This is a genomic window from Streptomyces sp. NBC_00122 (genome assembly GCF_045160845.1).
Lineage (GTDB): Bacteria > Actinomycetota > Actinomycetes > Streptomycetales > Streptomycetaceae > Streptomyces.
Genome location: NZ_CP108191.1, coordinates 6,448,268 through 6,464,553, shown reverse-complemented (window position 1 = coordinate 6,464,553; position 16,286 = coordinate 6,448,268). Strand labels below are relative to the sequence as shown.

The window sequence follows — 16,286 nt, the reverse complement described above, 5'->3', positions numbered from 1 at the left end:
CCGCATCCACAGCCGTACGATCCGACCGAAAGAATTACTGACTAGTAGCATCTGAACCGAAAATCCTCCCGCCTGGACCTCCGGGCCCGCCCCGAAGGCGGGAAGATCATGGCACTCGTTCTATGCGAAACTTATCCCTCGATGTCCGGATAGCAGCCAACTGCCCCTGACGCCCTGATAGTTCTTCGGCCATGGACACGATCACCCGTCGGCAGGCCTTGGGCACCACTGCCGGCGCACTCACCGCCCTCGGCCTTGCGGGCGTCACCGCGCGCGCGGCCGCCACCGATTCCCGGGCCGCCACCCCATCCGTCGGCCCGGTCGACGAGGTGTACCAGGGCCGGCGCATCCGGATAACCACCGAGGGCGGCGGCCACCACGGCGGCCACCACTCCCCCGGTCTGCCCACCGTCCGGATAGACGGCCGCGAGCTGCACGTGATGCGGAACGCCGACGGCACCTGGATCAGCGTGGTCAACCACTACGAAACGCATCCGGACCCGGCCTCGCTGGCCAGAGCCGCCGTACGCGAGCTCCAGGGCGCCGAGCTCGCGCCGTTCGCACCGATGGGAGGCACGGCATGACCGTCCGCAAGAACCAGGCCGCGCTCACTCCCGAGGAGCGGCGCGCCTTCACCAACGCGCTGCTCGAGCTGAAGCGCACCGGCCGCTACGACCGGCTCGTCACCACCCACAACGGCTTCATCATGAGCGACACGGACTCGGGCGACCGGGTAGGGCACCGCTCGCCCTCCTTTCTTCCGTGGCACCGCCGCTTTCTGCTCGAGTTCGAAGCGGCTCTGCAGGCTGTGGACGCGAGCGTTTCGCTCCCTTACTGGGACTGGACGGCCGACCGCACCACCCGCTCCTCGCTCTGGGCCGCCGACTTCCTCGGCGGCACCGGCCGGGCCCGCGACGGGCAGGTCCTCGACGGCCCGTTCGCGTACGCGACGGGCAAGTGGAACATAGCCGTACGGGTGGACGGGCGCGCCTACCTGCGCCGGGCGCTCGGCGCGGGCGTCGCCGGACTGCCGACCAAGGAGGAGGTGGAGGCCGTACTCGCCATGTCCGTCTACGACACGGCCCCCTGGAACAGCGCCTCGAACGGCGGCTTCCGCAACAGCCTGGAGGGCTGGCGCGGCGCCAACCTGCACAACCGGGTGCACGTGTGGGTCGGCGGCCAGATGGCCACCGGCGTCTCCCCCAACGACCCGGTGTTCTGGATGCACCACGCCTACGTGGACAAGCTGTGGGCCGAGTGGCAGGCCCGTCACCCGCACTCCGGCTACCTGCCGGCGGCCGGCACGCCGAACGTCGTGGACCTGGGCGACACGATGCGGCCGTGGAACGACGTCACCCCGGCCGACTTGCTGGACCACCGGAAGTTCTACACCTTCGACACCGAGCCGGCCGCGGCCGCCGCGAGCCAGCGGTAGTGCAGTTCGGGGCGGCCGACCTGGCCGTACCGGGGAGTGCGGTCCGCGCGGCCGGTGTCCACCAGGTGCTCCAGGTACCGGCGGGCGGTGATCCGGGAGATCCCGGCCGCCTCGGCCGCCCCCGCCGCGGTCAGCCCCTCGGTCGCCGCCCGCAGCAGGGCGGCGACCCGGTCCAGGGTCGGCGCGCTCAGCCCCTTGGGGAGCTCGGCCGGGCGGGGCGCGCGCAGGGCCGCCATCGCGCGGTCCACGTCGTCCTGGCCGGCCGCCTCCCCCGCCGTCGCCCGGAACTCGGCGTAGCGCAGGAGCCGTTCGCGCAGGGTCGGGAAGGCGAAGGGCTTCAGTACGTACTGGACCACACCGAGCGAGACGCTCTCGCGGACCACGGCCAGGTCCCGCGCCGAGGTCACCACGATCACGTCGACGGGATGGCCCGCGGCCCGCAGCCCGCGCGCGAAGCGCAGGCCGTTCCCGTCGGGCAGGCCGAGGTCGAGCAGCAGCAGGTCGACGCGGGTCCGCTCCAGGGCCCGGGTCGCCTCCACCAGCGAGTGGACGGTGCCGACGGCGGTGAAGCCGGGGACCCGGCCCACGTAGAGCGCGTGCGCGTCGGCGGCGACGGGGTCGTCCTCGACGATCAGGACCCGCACCTCGGGCGCGCTCACGGCCGCGGCTCCGGCCGCACGGGGAGCCGTACGGTGAACTCGGCGCCCCCGCCCGGCGGCTGGGCCGCTTCCGCGGTGCCGCCGTGGCGTAGCGCCACCTGCCGTACGAGGGCCAGGCCCAGTCCGCGTCCCTCGCCCTTGCCGGACCAGCCGCGCCGGAACACGTCCACCCCTTCGGGCAGGCCCGGGCCGCTGTCGGCCACGCGCAGCAGCAGTCCGTCGGCGCCGGAGCGCACGGTGACCGCGATCCGTCCGCCGGGAACGCCGGTGAGCGCGTCCATGGCGTTGTCCACGAGGTTGCCGACCACGGTGACCAGGTCCCGGGCCGGCGGGGTCCCGGCCGCGCCGTCGACGGCCGTGCTGTCGGGGGTGACGACCAGCTCGACGCCCCGCTCGTGCGCCTGGGCGGCCTTGCCGAGCAGCAGCGCCACGAGCACCGGCTCTCCGACGGCGGTGACCACCTCATCGGTGAGCGCCTGCGCCAGTTCCAGTTCGGCGGTGGCGAACTCCACCGCCTCCTGCGCGCGGCCCAGTTCGATGAGCGAGACCACCGTGTGGAGCCGGTTCGCCGCCTCGTGGGCCTGGGAGCGCAGGGCCTGGGTGAATCCGCGTTCGTGATCCAACTCCCCTGTCAGTACCTGGAGTTCGGTATGGTCGCGCAGGGTCACCACCGTTCCCCGGCGGCCGCCGCCCGCGACGGGTGAGCTGTTGACGACGAGCACCCGGTCGGCGGTCAGGTGCACCTCGTCCACCCGGGGCCGGTCCGCGAGCAGGGCTCCGGTGAGCGGCGCGGGCAGTCCCAGGTCGGCGACGCCGGTGCCCGTCATCGCGTCCCGCAGGCCCAGCAGTTCCCGTCCTGCGTCGTTGATCAGGGTGATCCTGCGCTGGCCGTCGAGCATCAGCAGCCCTTCGCGCACCCCGTGCAGGGCCGCCTGGTGGTAGTCGTACATCCGGCTGAGTTCGGCCGCGTTCATCCCGTGGGTGTGGCGGCGCAACCGGGCGTTGACGATGTACGTGCCCGCCCCGCCGAGCGCGAGGGCGGCGGCGGCGACCCAGGCGAGTGCGGTGAGCTGGGAGGCGAGCCGCGCGCTGATCGCGCGGACGGTGATCCCGGCGCTGACCATGCCGACGACGCGGCCGTCGTCGTTGAGCGGGGTGACCACGCGGATCGAGGGCCCGAGGGTGCCCGTGTAGGTCTCGCTGAAGGTCTCGCCGCGCAGGGCGGGGGCCGTGTTGCCCATGAAGCGCTCGCCGATCCGGCGCGGGTCGGGGTGGGTCCAGCGCCGCCCGGCCGGATCCATGATCGTCACGAAGTCCACTCCCGAGTCGACCCGGACCCGCTCCGCGTACGGCTGGAGCCGGGAGGTGGGATCGGTGCCGCGCACGGCTTCCCGTACGGCCTCCTGGACCGACGGGGAGTCGGCGACCGCGCGGGCCACGGCCCCGGCCTGGCGCCGGGCGGCCTCCTCGGCCTGGCCGCGCGCGGTGGCGTACGCGAAGACGGCGCAGCCGGCGACGACCACGGCGACCAGCAGCACCTGCATGGCGAAGAGCTGGCCGGCGAGGCTGCGCGGCGGCCGGGGCAAACGGAACATGGCGCTCAGTGTGCACCGGCTCGTGAACTCAATGAACGCAAGGGTGACCGGGGTCACAGCCCTGGGTGATGGTCCTCCCGGGACGTATTCACCACAGGAGGCATCGTGGCCGCCAGGCGCGACAGAACGCACTATCTCTACATCGCGGTGATCGCCGCGGTGCTCCTCGGTATCGCCGTCGGCTTCGCCGCCCCCGGCGTGGCCGTGGAGCTCAAGCCGCTCGGCACCGGCTTCGTCAACCTCATCAAGATGATGATCTCGCCTGTGATCTTCTGCACGATCGTGCTGGGGATCGGCTCGGTCCGCAAGGCCGCCAAGGTGGGCGCGGTGGGCGGGCTCGCCCTCGGCTACTTCATGGTGATGTCCACGGTGGCCCTGGCCATCGGCCTGCTGGTGGGGAACCTGCTGGATCCGGGCAGCGGGCTGCACCTGACCGAGGCCGCGCGCCATGCGGGCGAGGCCCAGGCCAAGGCCGGCGGGGCGCAGAGCACCCCCGAGTTCCTGCTCGGGATCATCCCGACCACGCTGGTGTCCGCCTTCACCGGCGGGCAGGTGCTCCAGACGCTGCTGGTGGCGCTGCTGTGCGGGTTCGCGCTCCAGGCCATGGGAGCTGCGGGCGAACCCGTGCTGCGCGGCATCGGGCACGTGCAGAAGCTGGTCTTCCGGGTACTGGCGATGATCATGTGGGCGGCGCCGGTGGGCGCCTTCGGGGCGATCGCGGCGGTGGTCGGAGCCACCGGCATCGACGCGCTGAAGTCCCTCGCCGTCATCATGATCGGCTTCTACACGACCTGTCTGATCTTCGTGTTCGTGGTGCTGGGCACCCTGCTGCGGGTGTGCACGGGGGTCAGCGTGTTCGCCCTGCTGCGCTACCTGAGCCGGGAGTTCCTGCTGATCCTGTCCACCTCCTCCTCGGAGTCGGCGCTGCCGCGGCTGATCGCGAAGATGGAGCACCTGGGGGTGTCGCGCCCGGTCACCGGGATCACGGTGCCGACCGGATACTCCTTCAACCTGGACGGGACCGCGATCTACCTGACGATGTCCTCACTGTTCGTCGCGGAGGCGATGGGCAAGCCGCTCGCGCTGGGCGAGCAGATCTCCCTGCTGCTGTTCATGATCATCGCCTCGAAGGGCGCGGCCGGGGTCACCGGCGCGGGCCTCGCCACACTCGCCGGCGGACTCCAGTCGCACCGGCCGGAACTGGTCGACGGGGTCGGCCTGATCGTGGGCATCGACCGGTTCATGAGCGAGGCGCGGGCGCTGACCAACTTCGCGGGCAACGCCGTCGCCACGGTCCTCATCGGGACATGGACGAAGGAGTTCGACCACGGACGGGCCGCCGAAGTGCTGGCCGGGCGGCTGCCGTTCGACGAGACCACGCTGGTCGACGACGCGCACGTCGAACCGGTGGGCGCCGTGCCGCCCCAGACGGCCGGCGACAAGGACCGCGTACCGGTGTAGCCGGTCCGCCCCCACGGGCCGACCGGGCAGGGCTCGCCCCCACGGTGCCCAGCCCGGTCGGCCCCGACTACTCCCGGTAGGGGCTGTTTTCAGCCATAGCCGGGAGAACGCGCGTGCTGTAAAAGGTACTTCCATACCGGGGCACGCGTCTGACATCTTGCGTCCACCACTCGTTTCGTACGGACCGGTAGGTGCCATCCGCACCGTCGGTCCATCGGAGGACGCATTGATACCCCACATATCCAGCCGACCTCGACGTACCCTCGTGCTGGCCGCCACCCTCGGCGCCGCACTTGCTTTCGGGGCTCCCGCCGCGCTCGCCGGCACCGCCCCCGTCTCGCCCTCCGCCTCCGCTTCCGCCCCGGCGGCCGCGGCGGCGCCCCAGGCCGCGGCCCCGACTTCCCAGAGTGCGACCTGGGTTGCCGGCACCCGTGCCTACCTCGTGATCACCGCTCCCGGTGACAGCTCGGCGGTGCGTGCCGCCGTCGCCGCCAACGGCGGCACGGTCTTCGCGAACTACGACGCGATCGGCGTCATCGTCGCCCACTCCGCCTCCGGCACCTTCGCCACCACCATGCGCGGTGTGAGCGGGGTCCAGCAGGTCGGCGCCACCCGCACCTCGGACGTGCCGGCGGACGCCTACAACCCGGCGCTCCCCGCCAACCCGGCGCAGGCCACGACCCCGGCGGGCGAGCCGGTCCGCGCCGACATGACCCAGATCAAGGCCGACCAGGCCTGGGCCGTCACCACCGGCTCCCCCTCCGTCAAGGTCGGCATCCTGGACACCGGTGTGGACGACCAGCACCAGGACCTGGCGCCGAACTTCAACGCGGCGGACTCCGCTTCCTGCGCGTACGGCAAGGCCGACACCCGCACCGGCTCCTGGCGCGACGTGGGCACCCACGGCACGCACGTGGCCGGTACGGTCGCGGCCGCCAAGAACGGCAAGGGCGTCATCGGCGTGGCTCCGAGCGTGAAGATCTCCTCGGTGCGCATCGCCGAGCCGGGCTCCTCGCTCTTCTTCGCCGAGAACACCGTCTGCGGCTTCATGTGGGCGGGTGACCACGGCTTCAAGGTCACCAACAACAGCTACTACACCGACCCGTGGCAGTTCAACTGCCCGGACAACGCCGACCAGGCCGCGATCATCGAGGGCGTCAAGCGCGCCCAGGAGTACGCGGAGGGCAAGGGTTCGCTGCAGGTCGCGGCGGCCGGCAACTCCAACATCGACCTGGCCAACAAGCGGACCGACACCGAGAGCCCGAACGACTCGACGCCGGTCACCCGCACCATCACCAACGCCTGCCTCGACATCCCGACCGAACTCCCGGGCGTGGTCACGGTCTCGGCGATGGGCACCACCGCGAAGGCCTCGTACTCCAACTTCGGCCTGAACGTCATCGACGTCACGGCTCCCGGCGGCGACACCACCGGCATCTACAGCACCCAGCCGGGCGGCAAGTACGGCACCATGAGCGGCACCTCGATGGCCTCCCCGCACGTGACCGGTGTGGCCGCGCTGCTGGCGAGCACCAACCCGGGCATCACCCCGGCGCAGCTGCGCGACAAGCTGGCCACCCAGGCCAACGACGTCGCCTGCCCGTCGGACAGCCGCTGCACGGGCACCACCGCCAAGAACGGCTTCTTCGGCGAGGGACAGGTCGACGCGCTCAAGGCGGTGGGCTCCACCCCGCCGCCCGGCAAGTACTTCGAGAACCTCGGTGACTTCGCCATCGCGGACAACACCACCGTGGAGAGCCCCATCACCGTCAGCGGGGTGACCGGCAACGCGCCGGCCACCCTCAAGGTGGGCGTGAACATCGTGCACACCTACATCGGTGACCTGAAGGTGGACCTCGTCGCCCCCGACGGCACCGTGTACACCGTGCACAACCGCGCCGGCGGGAGCACCGACAACATCAACACCGTCTACACCGTGAACGCCTCCTCCGAGGTCGCGGCAGGCACCTGGAAGCTCCGGGTGAACGACAACGCCGGCGGCGACATCGGCAAGATCGACTCCTGGAACCTGACCTTCTAGGGGTTCCGGCCGGACGGGGCCGTCGGGGGAGCGCACTTGCGCCCCCGGCGGCCTCCGCCGGTTCCGCGACCGGGACCGGGACCGGGACCTAGCGTGTGCGCAGCACGCAGTCCCCGCAGAAGCCGCCGCCCGGCACCTGGTAGTAGAGGCAGCAGCTGCGCCGTGCGAAGGCCACCCCGAGCCCCTCCTCGTGGACGAAGGTGCCGGTGCCGCCCAGTGGCCCGTCCTCGGCCAGGAGGGCGGCCGCCAGGTCCACGGCTACCCGGCCCGCCACCCGGTCCGTCAGCACCCGCAGTGCCCCGACCAGCCCCGACGCGGCGTTGCCGCGCAGCACCTTGGGCGAGACCCGCAGCCGCTCCCGCAGACCCGCGTCGAGCAGGGCCAGGTTCCCCAGCACGCTCTCGCCGAGCTCCTCGGCCGGCAGTTCCCCGGGCTCGGGCAGCCACAGCTCCAGTGATCCCGCGGTGGGCAGGCGCCACCAGACCCGGTCGGCGGCCAGGTCCGGCACCCGGCCGGCCAGCGCCGCGCACCCCAGCCCGATCGACCACAGCCGCGAGGCGATGCCGAGGTGCGCCGTGGAGGCGGCCACGCGCCCCGGTCCGCTGCCGATCCGCCGCCCGACCTCGGCGGTGTACGCCCCCAGGTGCTCCCCGTACAGGGCGGTCATGGGCCGGAAGCCCGGGCCGGGCGGTTCCTTCCCGTACGGCACGGCGAAGAAGGGCCCCACGGAGGCCAGCTCCCGCAGCACGTCGTCCACGTCAGGCCTCGGGCGCGGTCGTCGTGAGCCCACGCAGCATGCGGGTCCTCCTGCTCGGGGTGACAACCCGGCCGGGATGTCACCCCGACTGTACGACGCCCCCGCGGGCCCCATCACGCCGCCGTCTGGGCCCCGGACCGCCGGGCCCGATCTGCGCCGGCGAGAGGCCGACCACTCGCGTGAAGTACGCGCCGAACACACGTAGGAGGCGCCGTCGCCGACGGAATGGCCGAACCGGGCCGCGGCCGGTCGGCGCGGCGCCCCGGGCGGGGGCTGGACCGCGATCGCCACCGGGCCGCCGGCCCACCGAACGGCCCACTCAGCTGGGCCATTCGGTGCTTTGTTCAGCGGTCCAATCAGCTCGCGGGTCAGAGCCCGGCGAGGAACTCCAGGAGCGCCAGGTTGAAGGCCTCGGGCTGTTCCACACCGGGCAGGTGCCCGGCCCGCTCGATCACGGCGAGCACCGAGTGCGGCATCAGCGCGTGCAGTGCCTCGGCCTCCGCCACCGGGGTGTAGACGTCGTCCGCGCCGACGACCACGAGACAGGGCTCCGCGGCCCCGGCGAGCACGGGCCGGTAGTCGGGCCGCTCGGCCCGGCCGCGCAGCGCGGCGGCCGCGCCCTCGGGGTCGGTGGCGCGCATCATGGCGCTCACCCGCTCGGCGGCCTCGGGCATGCCGGTCACGTTGTAGGGCGCCAGCATCTTGTCGATGACTTCTTCGGCGTACGGCCCCATGCCTTCGGCGAGCAGCCTGTCGGCGAGCTCGCGGCGGTGTTTCGCGCCCTCCTCGGTCTCCGGCAGGGGGGTGGTGTCGGAGAGTACGAGAGCCCGTACCAGACCCGGGTGGCGCAGCCGCGTCTCCATGGCGATCTGCCCGCCCATGGACACACCGACGACGACCGCTTGTTCGATTTCCAGTCGGGCGAGAAGATCGGCAATGTCGTCGGCGAGATCAGCGAGCAGCACCTTGCCGGCCCGCACCGGACTTTCCCCGTATCCCCGCAGGTCAGGGGCGATAACGCGGTACCCGGCGGCCGTCAGGACGGCCGTCTGGGGGGCCCACATCGTGCGGTTGAACGGATGTCCGTGGATCAGGATTACGGGCGTTCCGGCGCGGGGACCCAAGTCGTCGAAAAAGAGGTTCACGCCATTGCCAAATTGGGGGTTCATGAGAGGACTTTAAAGAGCTACATTGAGCCACTCGCGTTCACCTGACAGCCCGTTGCCTTTCACCCGTGTTTTGCACGGGGGGCGACGTCAGGGACGCAGACTGTGCAACCACCCCACCGCCCAGAAGGACCGAAGGCTCCGTGCCCGTACCCGTACTCCTCGCCGGCCGCTCCGTGCGGCTCGAGCCCCTCGCCCCCCACCACACCGAGGCTCTGGCCCTGGCCGGGGCCGAGGATCGTACGACTTACGCCTTCACTCCCGTACCCCACGGCGTGCAGGCGTCCCACGAGTACATCGACCGTGCCCTCGCCGATCAGGCGGCGGGTCGATCGGTCCCGTTCGCGGTGGTGAGAGCCACCGACGGGCGGGTCGTCGGTTCGACCCGGTTCCTGGAACTCGACTACTGGCAGGGGCCCCTCGTGTGGCCCGCCGTGCCCGGCGTCCCGTTCGGCGATCCGGCGACGGCGATCCCCGATGCCGCCGAGATCGGCAATACCTGGCTGTCCCCGAGCGCCCAGGGAACCGGCATCAACACCGAGGCGAAGCTGCTGCTGCTCCGCCATGCCTTCGAGACCTGGGGCGTCCGGCGCATCTCGCTGCGCGCGGACGCCCGCAACGGGCGCTCGCGGGCCGCGATGGAACGTCTCGGCTTCACCTGCGAGGGGGTCCGCCGGGCTCATTCGCGGGGGCTCGACGGCGCGGTCCGCAGTACTGCCTTCTACTCGATCCTCGACGAGGAGTGGCCGACCGTGCGGTCGATCATCGAGCTGAGGCTGTCGGCCGGCGCGCAGCGCAAGCGGCGCCGCAAGACGCTGATCCCGGCGTAACGGTCCTTCGACGCCCTCGCCCCCGCCTTCCTCATCCGAGGAGGGCCGGGGCGAGGGCCGAAGCCATGAGCCGGGCGGGGGCTCCGCTCCCGTCGGCCGGTACGGAGTACAAGTCGGCGCCGAAGTCCCCCGGCAGGGAGTAGACGACGGTCCGGTCGTCCGTCCACACCACCTGGTCGTCCACGCTGCGCTCCTCCGCGAGGGGGGTTTCCGCCCCGGAGGCCAGGTCCAGCGCGTACAGCCGCCACGGCGCCTCGGCCGGCAGGTCCGGCACCCGCTTCTTGAACACCACCCGGGTCCCGTCCGGCGACAAGGAGGGACACTCGACGTTCTCGCGCAGGGTGGTCACGGTCCGCCCGGTCAGGTCCCCGCGGACCAGGTGGGTGCGGCCTTCCGTGGCCAGCGTCGCGTAGAAGGTCCGCTCGTCGGCGGCGAAGGTGACCCCCCAGAAGTTCACGTCGGCGCTGCGGTACGGCTTGCCGTCCTTGAGGATCGTGAAGTCCTCCAGCGAGGCGTCGAACCTGCCGGTACGCAGATCGAGCACCGAGGTCCGCGTGGAGAAGTTCGTACCGGCGTAGCTGTCACCGCCGACGAAGACGGTCCAGGCGGCGAGGTGGCCGCCGGTCGAGACCCGGGCGCGGGTGGGGATGCCGGCCAGCGCGTGCGCGGAGACCTCTTTGAGGCCGGAGTCGAGGACCACGGCCCGGTAGCCGTCCTGGACCCCGCTCTTGTCTGCCTGGAGGCAGATTCCGGTGCCGGCTGCGGCGTGGAAGCGCAGGCAGCTCACCCCGGACGCGGTACGGGCCCCCTCGGGCGCTGCGGCCGGGACCGTGGCGAGTTCGTCTCGGTGCGGGCCCCAGGCCATGTTCCGGAACACGATCCGCGGGCCGCCCCCGGCCGGGGCCAGGGAGACCGCGCCCCGGGTGATCTGCGGGCCGCCCGCCTGCGGCTGGTTCTTCTCGTCGGCCCGGGAGGAGGCCCGCACGAAGGAGTGCACGGCCACGGCGGCGAGCAGGACGACGAAGGCTGCGAGGATCAGGATCCGGCGCTGGAGGGTCATGGGGGCCTTTCTCTCGTGTCTCTCACACGGTGGGGATCAGTCGGCGGCGGGGCGCAGCCGGACGCACACGCCGACGGCGGCGGCAAGCAGGAGGGCCGCGGCGGCGAGCGCGGGGCGCGGACCCCAGAAGGTCCAGGCGGCACCGAAGCCGAGGGCGGCGGCGAAGCGGGCGAGGGCCTGGCCGGTCTGGACGAGGGCGAGGCCGCCGCCTCGGTGCTCCTCGGGCACGGCCGCGGCGGCCGCGGCCATCAGCACCCCGTCGGTGGCGGCGTAGAAGCCGCCGTGCAGCACGAGCACCGCGTAGGGCAGCCAGGGGTGGCCGCCGGTGAGGAGCAGCCCGTACGCGAGCAGCAGCGCGAGGTGACCGCCGAGGAAGACGCGCCGTCGGCCGATCCGGTCGGCGAGCCGCCCGAGTGGCAGGGCGAGGAGGAAGAAGGCGGCGGCGGTACCCAGCGGCAGCAGGGCGAACCAGCGGTCGGCGATCCCGGTGGCGCGCTGGAGCAGCAGGAAGACGAAGCCGTCGCTGACCGTGCACAGGCCGAGCAGCAGCGCGCACAGACCGGTCCGGCGCAGGTCGCGGCCGCGCAGCAGCCCGAGCGAGGCGCTGAGCGAGACACGGTCGTCGGCGCCGGCGTCGGTGTCTTCGGTGCCCGCGGCGCCCGCGGCGGGCCGGGCCCGGGCGGGGCGGCCGGGGACGAAGAGTACGAGGACGAGGACCCCGAGGGCGGCGACGCAGGCGCTGACGGTGAAGACGGCGTCGTAGCCGTCGGCGGCCCCGCGCAGGATGAGGAAGGCGAGGACCGGGCCGATCAGGGCGCCCGCGGTATCCATCGCCCGGTGCACGCCGAAGGCCCGGCCGCGGTGCTCGGGGGCGGCGGCGAGGGAGATCAGCGCGTCGCGCGGCGCGGTGCGCAGGCCTTTGCCGGTGCGGTCGAGGGCGAGGACGGCCCCGATGGCGGGCAGGGTGTGCGCGAGCAGCAGCAGCGGCTTGCACAGGGCGGAGAGGGCGTAGCCGATTCCGGCGAGGGCCTTGTGGCGGCCGAAGCGGTCGCCGAGGTGGCCGCCGGCGAGCCGGACCAGCGCGCCGACCCCGTTGTAGAGGCCGTCGAGCAGGCCGAATCCGAGCGGGGAGAGCCCGAGTCCGGCGACGAGGTAGAGCGGGAGCACGGCGGCGACCATCTCGGAGGAGATGTCGGTGATCAGGCTGACCGTGCCGAGGGCGAGCACCGTGGGCGCGAGCGCGGCGCGCCGCCCCGGGCTGGTGCCCGGGGCGACGGCCTGCGGCTCGGGGGTCACGGCGGGCGCGGGGGTGCCGCGACTGTCCGCAACGTACATGGTCAGGAAGCCCAGATCCCCGTGATGTCCTTGGCGCCGGCCGCGTTCCCGGCATGGGTGGTCAGGCCGGCCAGGCCCTCCAGGGTGCGCAGCATGTCGTAGTGGTTGTAGGTGGTGCCCGACGTGCTGCCCGGGGTCACGGGCTGGCCGTAGAGCACGGTCGGGATCTTGTTCCCGGCGAGCCGGTTGTCCTCGTCGAAGGTGACGACGAGGAGGCTGTTGTGGGTCTTGGCCCAGTCCGCGTACGCCTTGAGGTTGTTCTTGAGCCAGGTGTCGCCCGTGCCGACGGAGCAGTCGTGCATGTCGTTGCACAGGTTCGGAACGACGAAGGACACCTTGGGCAGGGTGGTGAAGTCCGTCGGGAACTGGGTCATCGTCTTCGCGGTGCTGGTGGGCACGTTGGAGAAGGCGAACCAGGGGTTGTGCTTGCGGGCGTAGTTGCCGCTGGAGCAGGTGGTGGAGCCCTGGCTGGGGAGGGTCTCGTTGTAGCTGGCCCAGCTCTTGCCCGCGGCTATCAGCTCGGAGGCGAGGTTGGGCGCGGAGCTGAAGCCGGGGGTGTAACAGCTGTCGCCGGTCACGCCCTGGTTCGAGCCCGAGAACAGCTGCAGGTAGTTGGGCTGGCTCGGGTGGGTGATGCCGTAGGACTGGGTGAGGTTGGCTCCCCCGGCCTTCAGCGAGTTGATGTACGGGGCGCTGGAGCTGCCGATGACCTGGCTGTAGGCGTGGTTCTCGAAGACCACGACGACGACGTGGTCGGGGGCGGGCAGCGCGGCCGCGTGCGCGGGCTGGGCGGCGCCGATGCCCGCCCACAGGGCCGCGGCGGCGGCGGCGGTGATGCCGAATGCGGTGGCGAGGGCGGTCCCACGACGGGACAGTGGCGGGGTCATGCCAAACACGAGTACCTCCGGGCGGATGTGGGGGTTCTGGGGGCGGCGCGCAGGCACCATACCCAGGGGCATGTGCATGGGCCAGGGACGCTCGGCGAACAGAACCGGAACTCGGCGGGCCCTTCCGGCGTCGGGCAACGGCCTTCCCTAAAGCACCCCAAGAGAAGGAAAAATCCGGAACCCTGGCATGCTTTCGTTCATCTTTCGAACGGAAGAACCAAGCCGCCAGACCACCGCCCCTCGGGGCAGCACCAGCCGGAGAGCCACCGCACATGTCGTACGCACCCGACGGGCAGCAGTACCAGCCGCCGTACCGGCCGGAAGGGCAGAACCCGCAGCAGCCCTACGGCGACCAGTACGGACGGCGGCAGTACGGACAGCAGTCGTACGCACCGCAGGAGCCCCATGGCGGGCAGCCCTACGGCCAGCCCCGGCAGCCTTACGGGCAGGAGCAGTTCGAGCCGCAGGAGCCCTACGGGCAGGAGCCGCAGTACGAGCCCCGGCGCAAGTCCCGGGCCCGGCGCTGGGTGATCGCGGGCGTCTCCGTTCTCGCGCTCGCGGGCATAGCGGCGGGCGTGATGTACCACTTCGAGATACCCCCGTTCACCGACAAGGGCTCCGCGGTGTCCTTCGGGCAGACGCCCGGCGGCGGTGACGGCAAGAAGAAGGACGCCGCGCAGCAGCCGGCGAACTCCAAGATGCTCATGCCCACCGGACCCCAGTCCGAGTTCAAGAACTCGATGACCCTGCCCGACGGGACCCACGTCGCCGTCACGACGCTGGACGGCAAGAAGTCCGGCTTCAAGGGCAAGGTATGGGTCTGGGCGCCCAAGGAGTACAACGACCCGAAGTTCGCCAAGAGCGGCTTCCCGGTCATGATCGCCCTGCCGGGCGGCGCCGGATACCCGAGCAACTACTGGATGGGCACCGACCTGGGCCTCCAGACCAGCATCGCCAAGTGGTACACGGAGGGGAAGAGCAAGCCCTTCATCCTGGCCATGCCCGTGCTCAACCCGGCGCCGGACGACAAGGGCATCTACTGGGACGGCTCCGACATCCCCGACCAGCCCAAGATGGGCACCTGGCTGACCGAGGACGTCCCCGACCTGATGAAGGCGAACTTCCGCACGGTCAAGTCCCGTGACGGCTGGGCCTTCATGGGCTCCTCCACCGGCGGCTTCGCCGGCCTGAAGGCCGTCCTGAAGCACCCGGACAAGTTCAAGGCCGTGATCGCCTCCGGCCCCGACATCGTCCCGGACTCCTCGCTGTGGAAGGGCCACGATAAGGAGAAGGCCGAGAACAACCCCGAGATCCTGGCGAAGCAGCTCATCGATCGCAAGGGGCCGGACGTCTACCTCGCCTTCCAGGTCGGAGACAGCGAGAACAACAAGAAGACCCTGCCGGACGTGCAGAAGTTCATCGCCACCTTCGGGAACAAGGGGCCGGTCCACACCGACCTGAGGATCATCAAGGGCGGCCAGCACAACGCCAAGACCTATGTCCCGAACATGGGTGAGGGGCCGATCCAGTTCATCAGCAAGGTCATGGAAGGACCCGTCGAGTAACCGGCGACACCTCCGCCTCCTTGAACTCGGATTCCCTGAGCTCCGGCCCGCCGAACACCCTCGGCGGGCCGTTGCCGTTCCAGGGCGCCCAGCCCGGTTCCCCGTGCACCGCGAAGCGCACCCAGGCCGCGTGCATCTCGTCGGCCAGGGCCTGCGGGGTGTCGGGCCCGGCCAGCCAGGACGCCTCCGACACGTCGAGCGTGTCGAAGACGAAGCCCAGCTCCAGGGCGTGGCAGGCACCGAGGCCAGGGACGCCCGAGGGCCACGCGAACTCGTAGAGGAAGCTCGGCGCCGTCCGTCGCGTCCCGGCGAGCCTGCGCAGCGGGTCGCGCAGCAACCGGTCGGTGAGCAGCTGGCCCGCGAGATCGGCTGGTCCGGCACCGGGCAGGACGGCGCGCAGCGCACTGACGGCGGCCCGGTCCTTGCCGCTGCGGAACCGGGCCAGCTCCACGGCGAGCGGGCCCAGCCGGTCCAGCAGCCGCATGGCGCCGGTCGGGGCGAGCCAGAGCCGGTACTCCTCGGTGGTCCACCCCATCAGCAGCGGTACGCCGGACCGGCACGCGACGTCGAGCGGGTCGGCGGGAAGCGTGTCCGGGTCGGTGACCAGGCCGAAGGCGGGGCCGCCGGCCAGGGGGCTGGATCTGCGCAGGACGGCCGCCTGGGCGGCCAGCAGGGTGGGCAGGGCGGTGGCGCCGAAGGCCTCGGCGGTGGCGGCCGTCTTCAGCAGCGAGGCCATCCGCCGGACCATGGCCCGCACCCGGTCGCGGGACAGCGCCTCGGGGGCCCCGCTCTGCAGGACCGCCCGGCAGAAGAGCCCGGCGGCCCGGGGGGCGGCGAGCAGGGAGCCGATGCTGATGGCTCCCGCGGACTCGCCGAACACGGTGACGCGGGAGGGATCGCCGCCGAAGGCCCCGATGCTGTCCCGGACCCACTCCAGCGCGGCGATCTGGTCCAGCAGGCCCCGGTTGACGGGCGCGTCGGGGAAGAGTCCGTAGCCGAGGACGCCGAGCCGGTAGTTGAAGGAGACGAGCACGACCCCGTCACGGGCGAAGGCGGAGCCCTCGTAGACGGGGACGGCCGAGGAGCCCCGGGTGAGCGCCCCGCCGTGGACCCACACCATGACGGGCAGCCCGGCCCCGGGAGCCGGGTCGGGGGTCCACACGTTGACGTTCAGGCAGTCGTCCCCGGCGATCTCGGGGTCGGGCAGCAGGGCCGCGAACTTAGGCGGGTAGGGCACCTTGGGCGCGGTGGGCCCGAACGCGCCGGCGTCGCGGACGCCGTCCCATGCCTCCGGGGGCGCGGGCGCCGCGAAGCGCAGGGCGCCGACGGGAGGGGCCGCGTAGGGGATGCCCCGGAAGACGGCGGTCCCGCCCGGCCCGGTCCGGCCCTCGACCACGCCGTACGCGGTCCTGGCCCGGGGTCGGCCGCCGGTACCGCTGCCGCCGCCCGCTGCGCTCATCTCGTCCTCCTGGTCCGGTGCTCGGCGCACGGTCGC

At 72.1% G+C, this 16,286-nt stretch carries 14 protein-coding genes; 6 read left to right on the top strand and 8 right to left on the bottom strand.

The window, feature by feature from the left end; all coding sequences use genetic code 11:
- The first annotated feature begins 191 nt into the window (after positions 1–191).
- A complete protein-coding gene (locus tag OG737_RS29420) occupies positions 192–584 on the top strand; it encodes an apotyrosinase chaperone MelC1 (protein ID WP_328929240.1) in 393 nt (130 codons plus the stop codon).
- On the top strand, positions 581–1,435 hold the full coding sequence (locus OG737_RS29415) for a tyrosinase family protein (protein ID WP_405922186.1): 855 nt from the start codon (positions 581–583) through the stop codon (positions 1,433–1,435). Before OG737_RS29420 ends, OG737_RS29415 begins: the two co-directional genes overlap by 4 nt.
- Here the strand turns inward: OG737_RS29415 and OG737_RS29410 are convergent.
- Positions 1,387–2,094, bottom strand: a complete 708-nt coding sequence (locus OG737_RS29410; protein WP_328929238.1) for a response regulator — start codon at positions 2,092–2,094, stop codon at positions 1,387–1,389. The genes OG737_RS29415 and OG737_RS29410 overlap by 49 nt on opposite strands.
- Positions 2,091–3,689, bottom strand: coding sequence for a sensor histidine kinase (locus OG737_RS29405; protein WP_328929237.1), 1,599 nt, complete (start codon positions 3,687–3,689; stop codon positions 2,091–2,093). Before OG737_RS29405 ends, OG737_RS29410 begins: the two co-directional genes overlap by 4 nt.
- A gap of 105 nt (positions 3,690–3,794) precedes the next feature.
- Here OG737_RS29405 and OG737_RS29400 point away from each other — a divergent pair, with 105 nt between their 5' ends.
- Together OG737_RS29400 and OG737_RS29395 are read left to right on the top strand one after the other, a co-directional pair.
- Complete coding sequence (locus OG737_RS29400; protein ID WP_328929236.1) at positions 3,795–5,150, top strand: cation:dicarboxylate symporter family transporter; 1,356 nt, start codon at positions 3,795–3,797, stop codon at positions 5,148–5,150.
- Between the two features lie 265 nt (positions 5,151–5,415).
- Complete coding sequence (locus OG737_RS29395) at positions 5,416–7,191, top strand: S8 family serine peptidase (RefSeq protein WP_328929235.1); 1,776 nt, start codon at positions 5,416–5,418, stop codon at positions 7,189–7,191.
- An 88-nt stretch (positions 7,192–7,279) separates the two neighbouring features.
- Here OG737_RS29395 and OG737_RS29390 read toward each other — a convergent pair whose 3' ends face one another.
- The gene (locus OG737_RS29390; protein WP_328929234.1) at positions 7,280–7,948 is read right to left on the bottom strand and encodes a (2Fe-2S)-binding protein; all 669 of its coding nucleotides are present in this window, start codon (positions 7,946–7,948) and stop codon (positions 7,280–7,282) included.
- A 368-nt stretch (positions 7,949–8,316) separates the two neighbouring features.
- Entirely contained in the window at positions 8,317–9,117 is an 801-nt protein-coding gene (locus OG737_RS29385; RefSeq protein ID WP_328929233.1) for an alpha/beta fold hydrolase, read from the bottom strand.
- A gap of 140 nt (positions 9,118–9,257) precedes the next feature.
- Between OG737_RS29385 and OG737_RS29380 the strand changes: the two genes are divergently transcribed.
- Complete coding sequence (locus OG737_RS29380; RefSeq protein WP_328929232.1) at positions 9,258–9,944, top strand: GNAT family protein; 687 nt, start codon at positions 9,258–9,260, stop codon at positions 9,942–9,944.
- A gap of 31 nt (positions 9,945–9,975) precedes the next feature.
- Here the strand turns inward: OG737_RS29380 and OG737_RS29375 are convergent, their stop codons facing one another.
- From OG737_RS29375 to OG737_RS29365, 3 genes are read right to left on the bottom strand one after another with little or no spacing between them, the layout of a single operon-like run.
- Positions 9,976–11,004, bottom strand: a complete 1,029-nt coding sequence (locus OG737_RS29375) for a hypothetical protein (protein WP_328929231.1) — start codon at positions 11,002–11,004, stop codon at positions 9,976–9,978.
- Between the two features lie 36 nt (positions 11,005–11,040).
- Complete coding sequence (locus OG737_RS29370; protein WP_328929230.1) at positions 11,041–12,339, bottom strand: MFS transporter; 1,299 nt, start codon at positions 12,337–12,339, stop codon at positions 11,041–11,043.
- Positions 12,340–12,341: 2 nt separating this feature from the next.
- Positions 12,342–13,226, bottom strand: coding sequence for an alkaline phosphatase family protein (locus OG737_RS29365; protein ID WP_328929229.1), 885 nt, complete (start codon positions 13,224–13,226; stop codon positions 12,342–12,344).
- 272 nt (positions 13,227–13,498) lie between these two features.
- Here OG737_RS29365 and OG737_RS29360 point away from each other — a divergent pair, with 272 nt between their 5' ends.
- A complete protein-coding gene (locus tag OG737_RS29360; RefSeq protein WP_328929228.1) occupies positions 13,499–14,791 on the top strand; it encodes an alpha/beta hydrolase-fold protein in 1,293 nt (430 codons plus the stop codon).
- On the opposite strand, the gene OG737_RS29355 is transcribed toward OG737_RS29360, so the two are convergent.
- Complete coding sequence (locus tag OG737_RS29355) at positions 14,769–16,250, bottom strand: carboxylesterase/lipase family protein (protein WP_405922185.1); 1,482 nt, start codon at positions 16,248–16,250, stop codon at positions 14,769–14,771. The two genes, OG737_RS29360 and OG737_RS29355, sit on opposite strands and share 23 nt — an antisense overlap.
- Positions 16,251–16,286 lie beyond the last annotated feature (36 nt).

Coding starts and splice junctions, on each gene's coding strand:
- OG737_RS29420 (WP_328929240.1), top strand. CDS start 192: ATGGACACGATCACCCGTCGGCAGGCCTTGGGCACCACTGCCGGCGCA.
- OG737_RS29415 (WP_405922186.1), top strand. CDS start 581: ATGACCGTCCGCAAGAACCAGGCCGCGCTCACTCCCGAGGAGCGGCGC.
- OG737_RS29405 (WP_328929237.1), bottom strand. CDS start 3,689: ATGTTCCGTTTGCCCCGGCCGCCGCGCAGCCTCGCCGGCCAGCTCTTC.
- OG737_RS29385 (WP_328929233.1), bottom strand. CDS start 9,117: ATGAACCCCCAATTTGGCAATGGCGTGAACCTCTTTTTCGACGACTTG.
- OG737_RS29375 (WP_328929231.1), bottom strand. CDS start 11,004: ATGACCCTCCAGCGCCGGATCCTGATCCTCGCAGCCTTCGTCGTCCTG.
- OG737_RS29370 (WP_328929230.1), bottom strand. CDS start 12,339: ATGTACGTTGCGGACAGTCGCGGCACCCCCGCGCCCGCCGTGACCCCC.
- OG737_RS29365 (WP_328929229.1), bottom strand. CDS start 13,226: ATGACCCCGCCACTGTCCCGTCGTGGGACCGCCCTCGCCACCGCATTC.
- OG737_RS29360 (WP_328929228.1), top strand. CDS start 13,499: ATGTCGTACGCACCCGACGGGCAGCAGTACCAGCCGCCGTACCGGCCG.
- OG737_RS29355 (WP_405922185.1), bottom strand. CDS start 16,250: ATGAGCGCAGCGGGCGGCGGCAGCGGTACCGGCGGCCGACCCCGGGCC.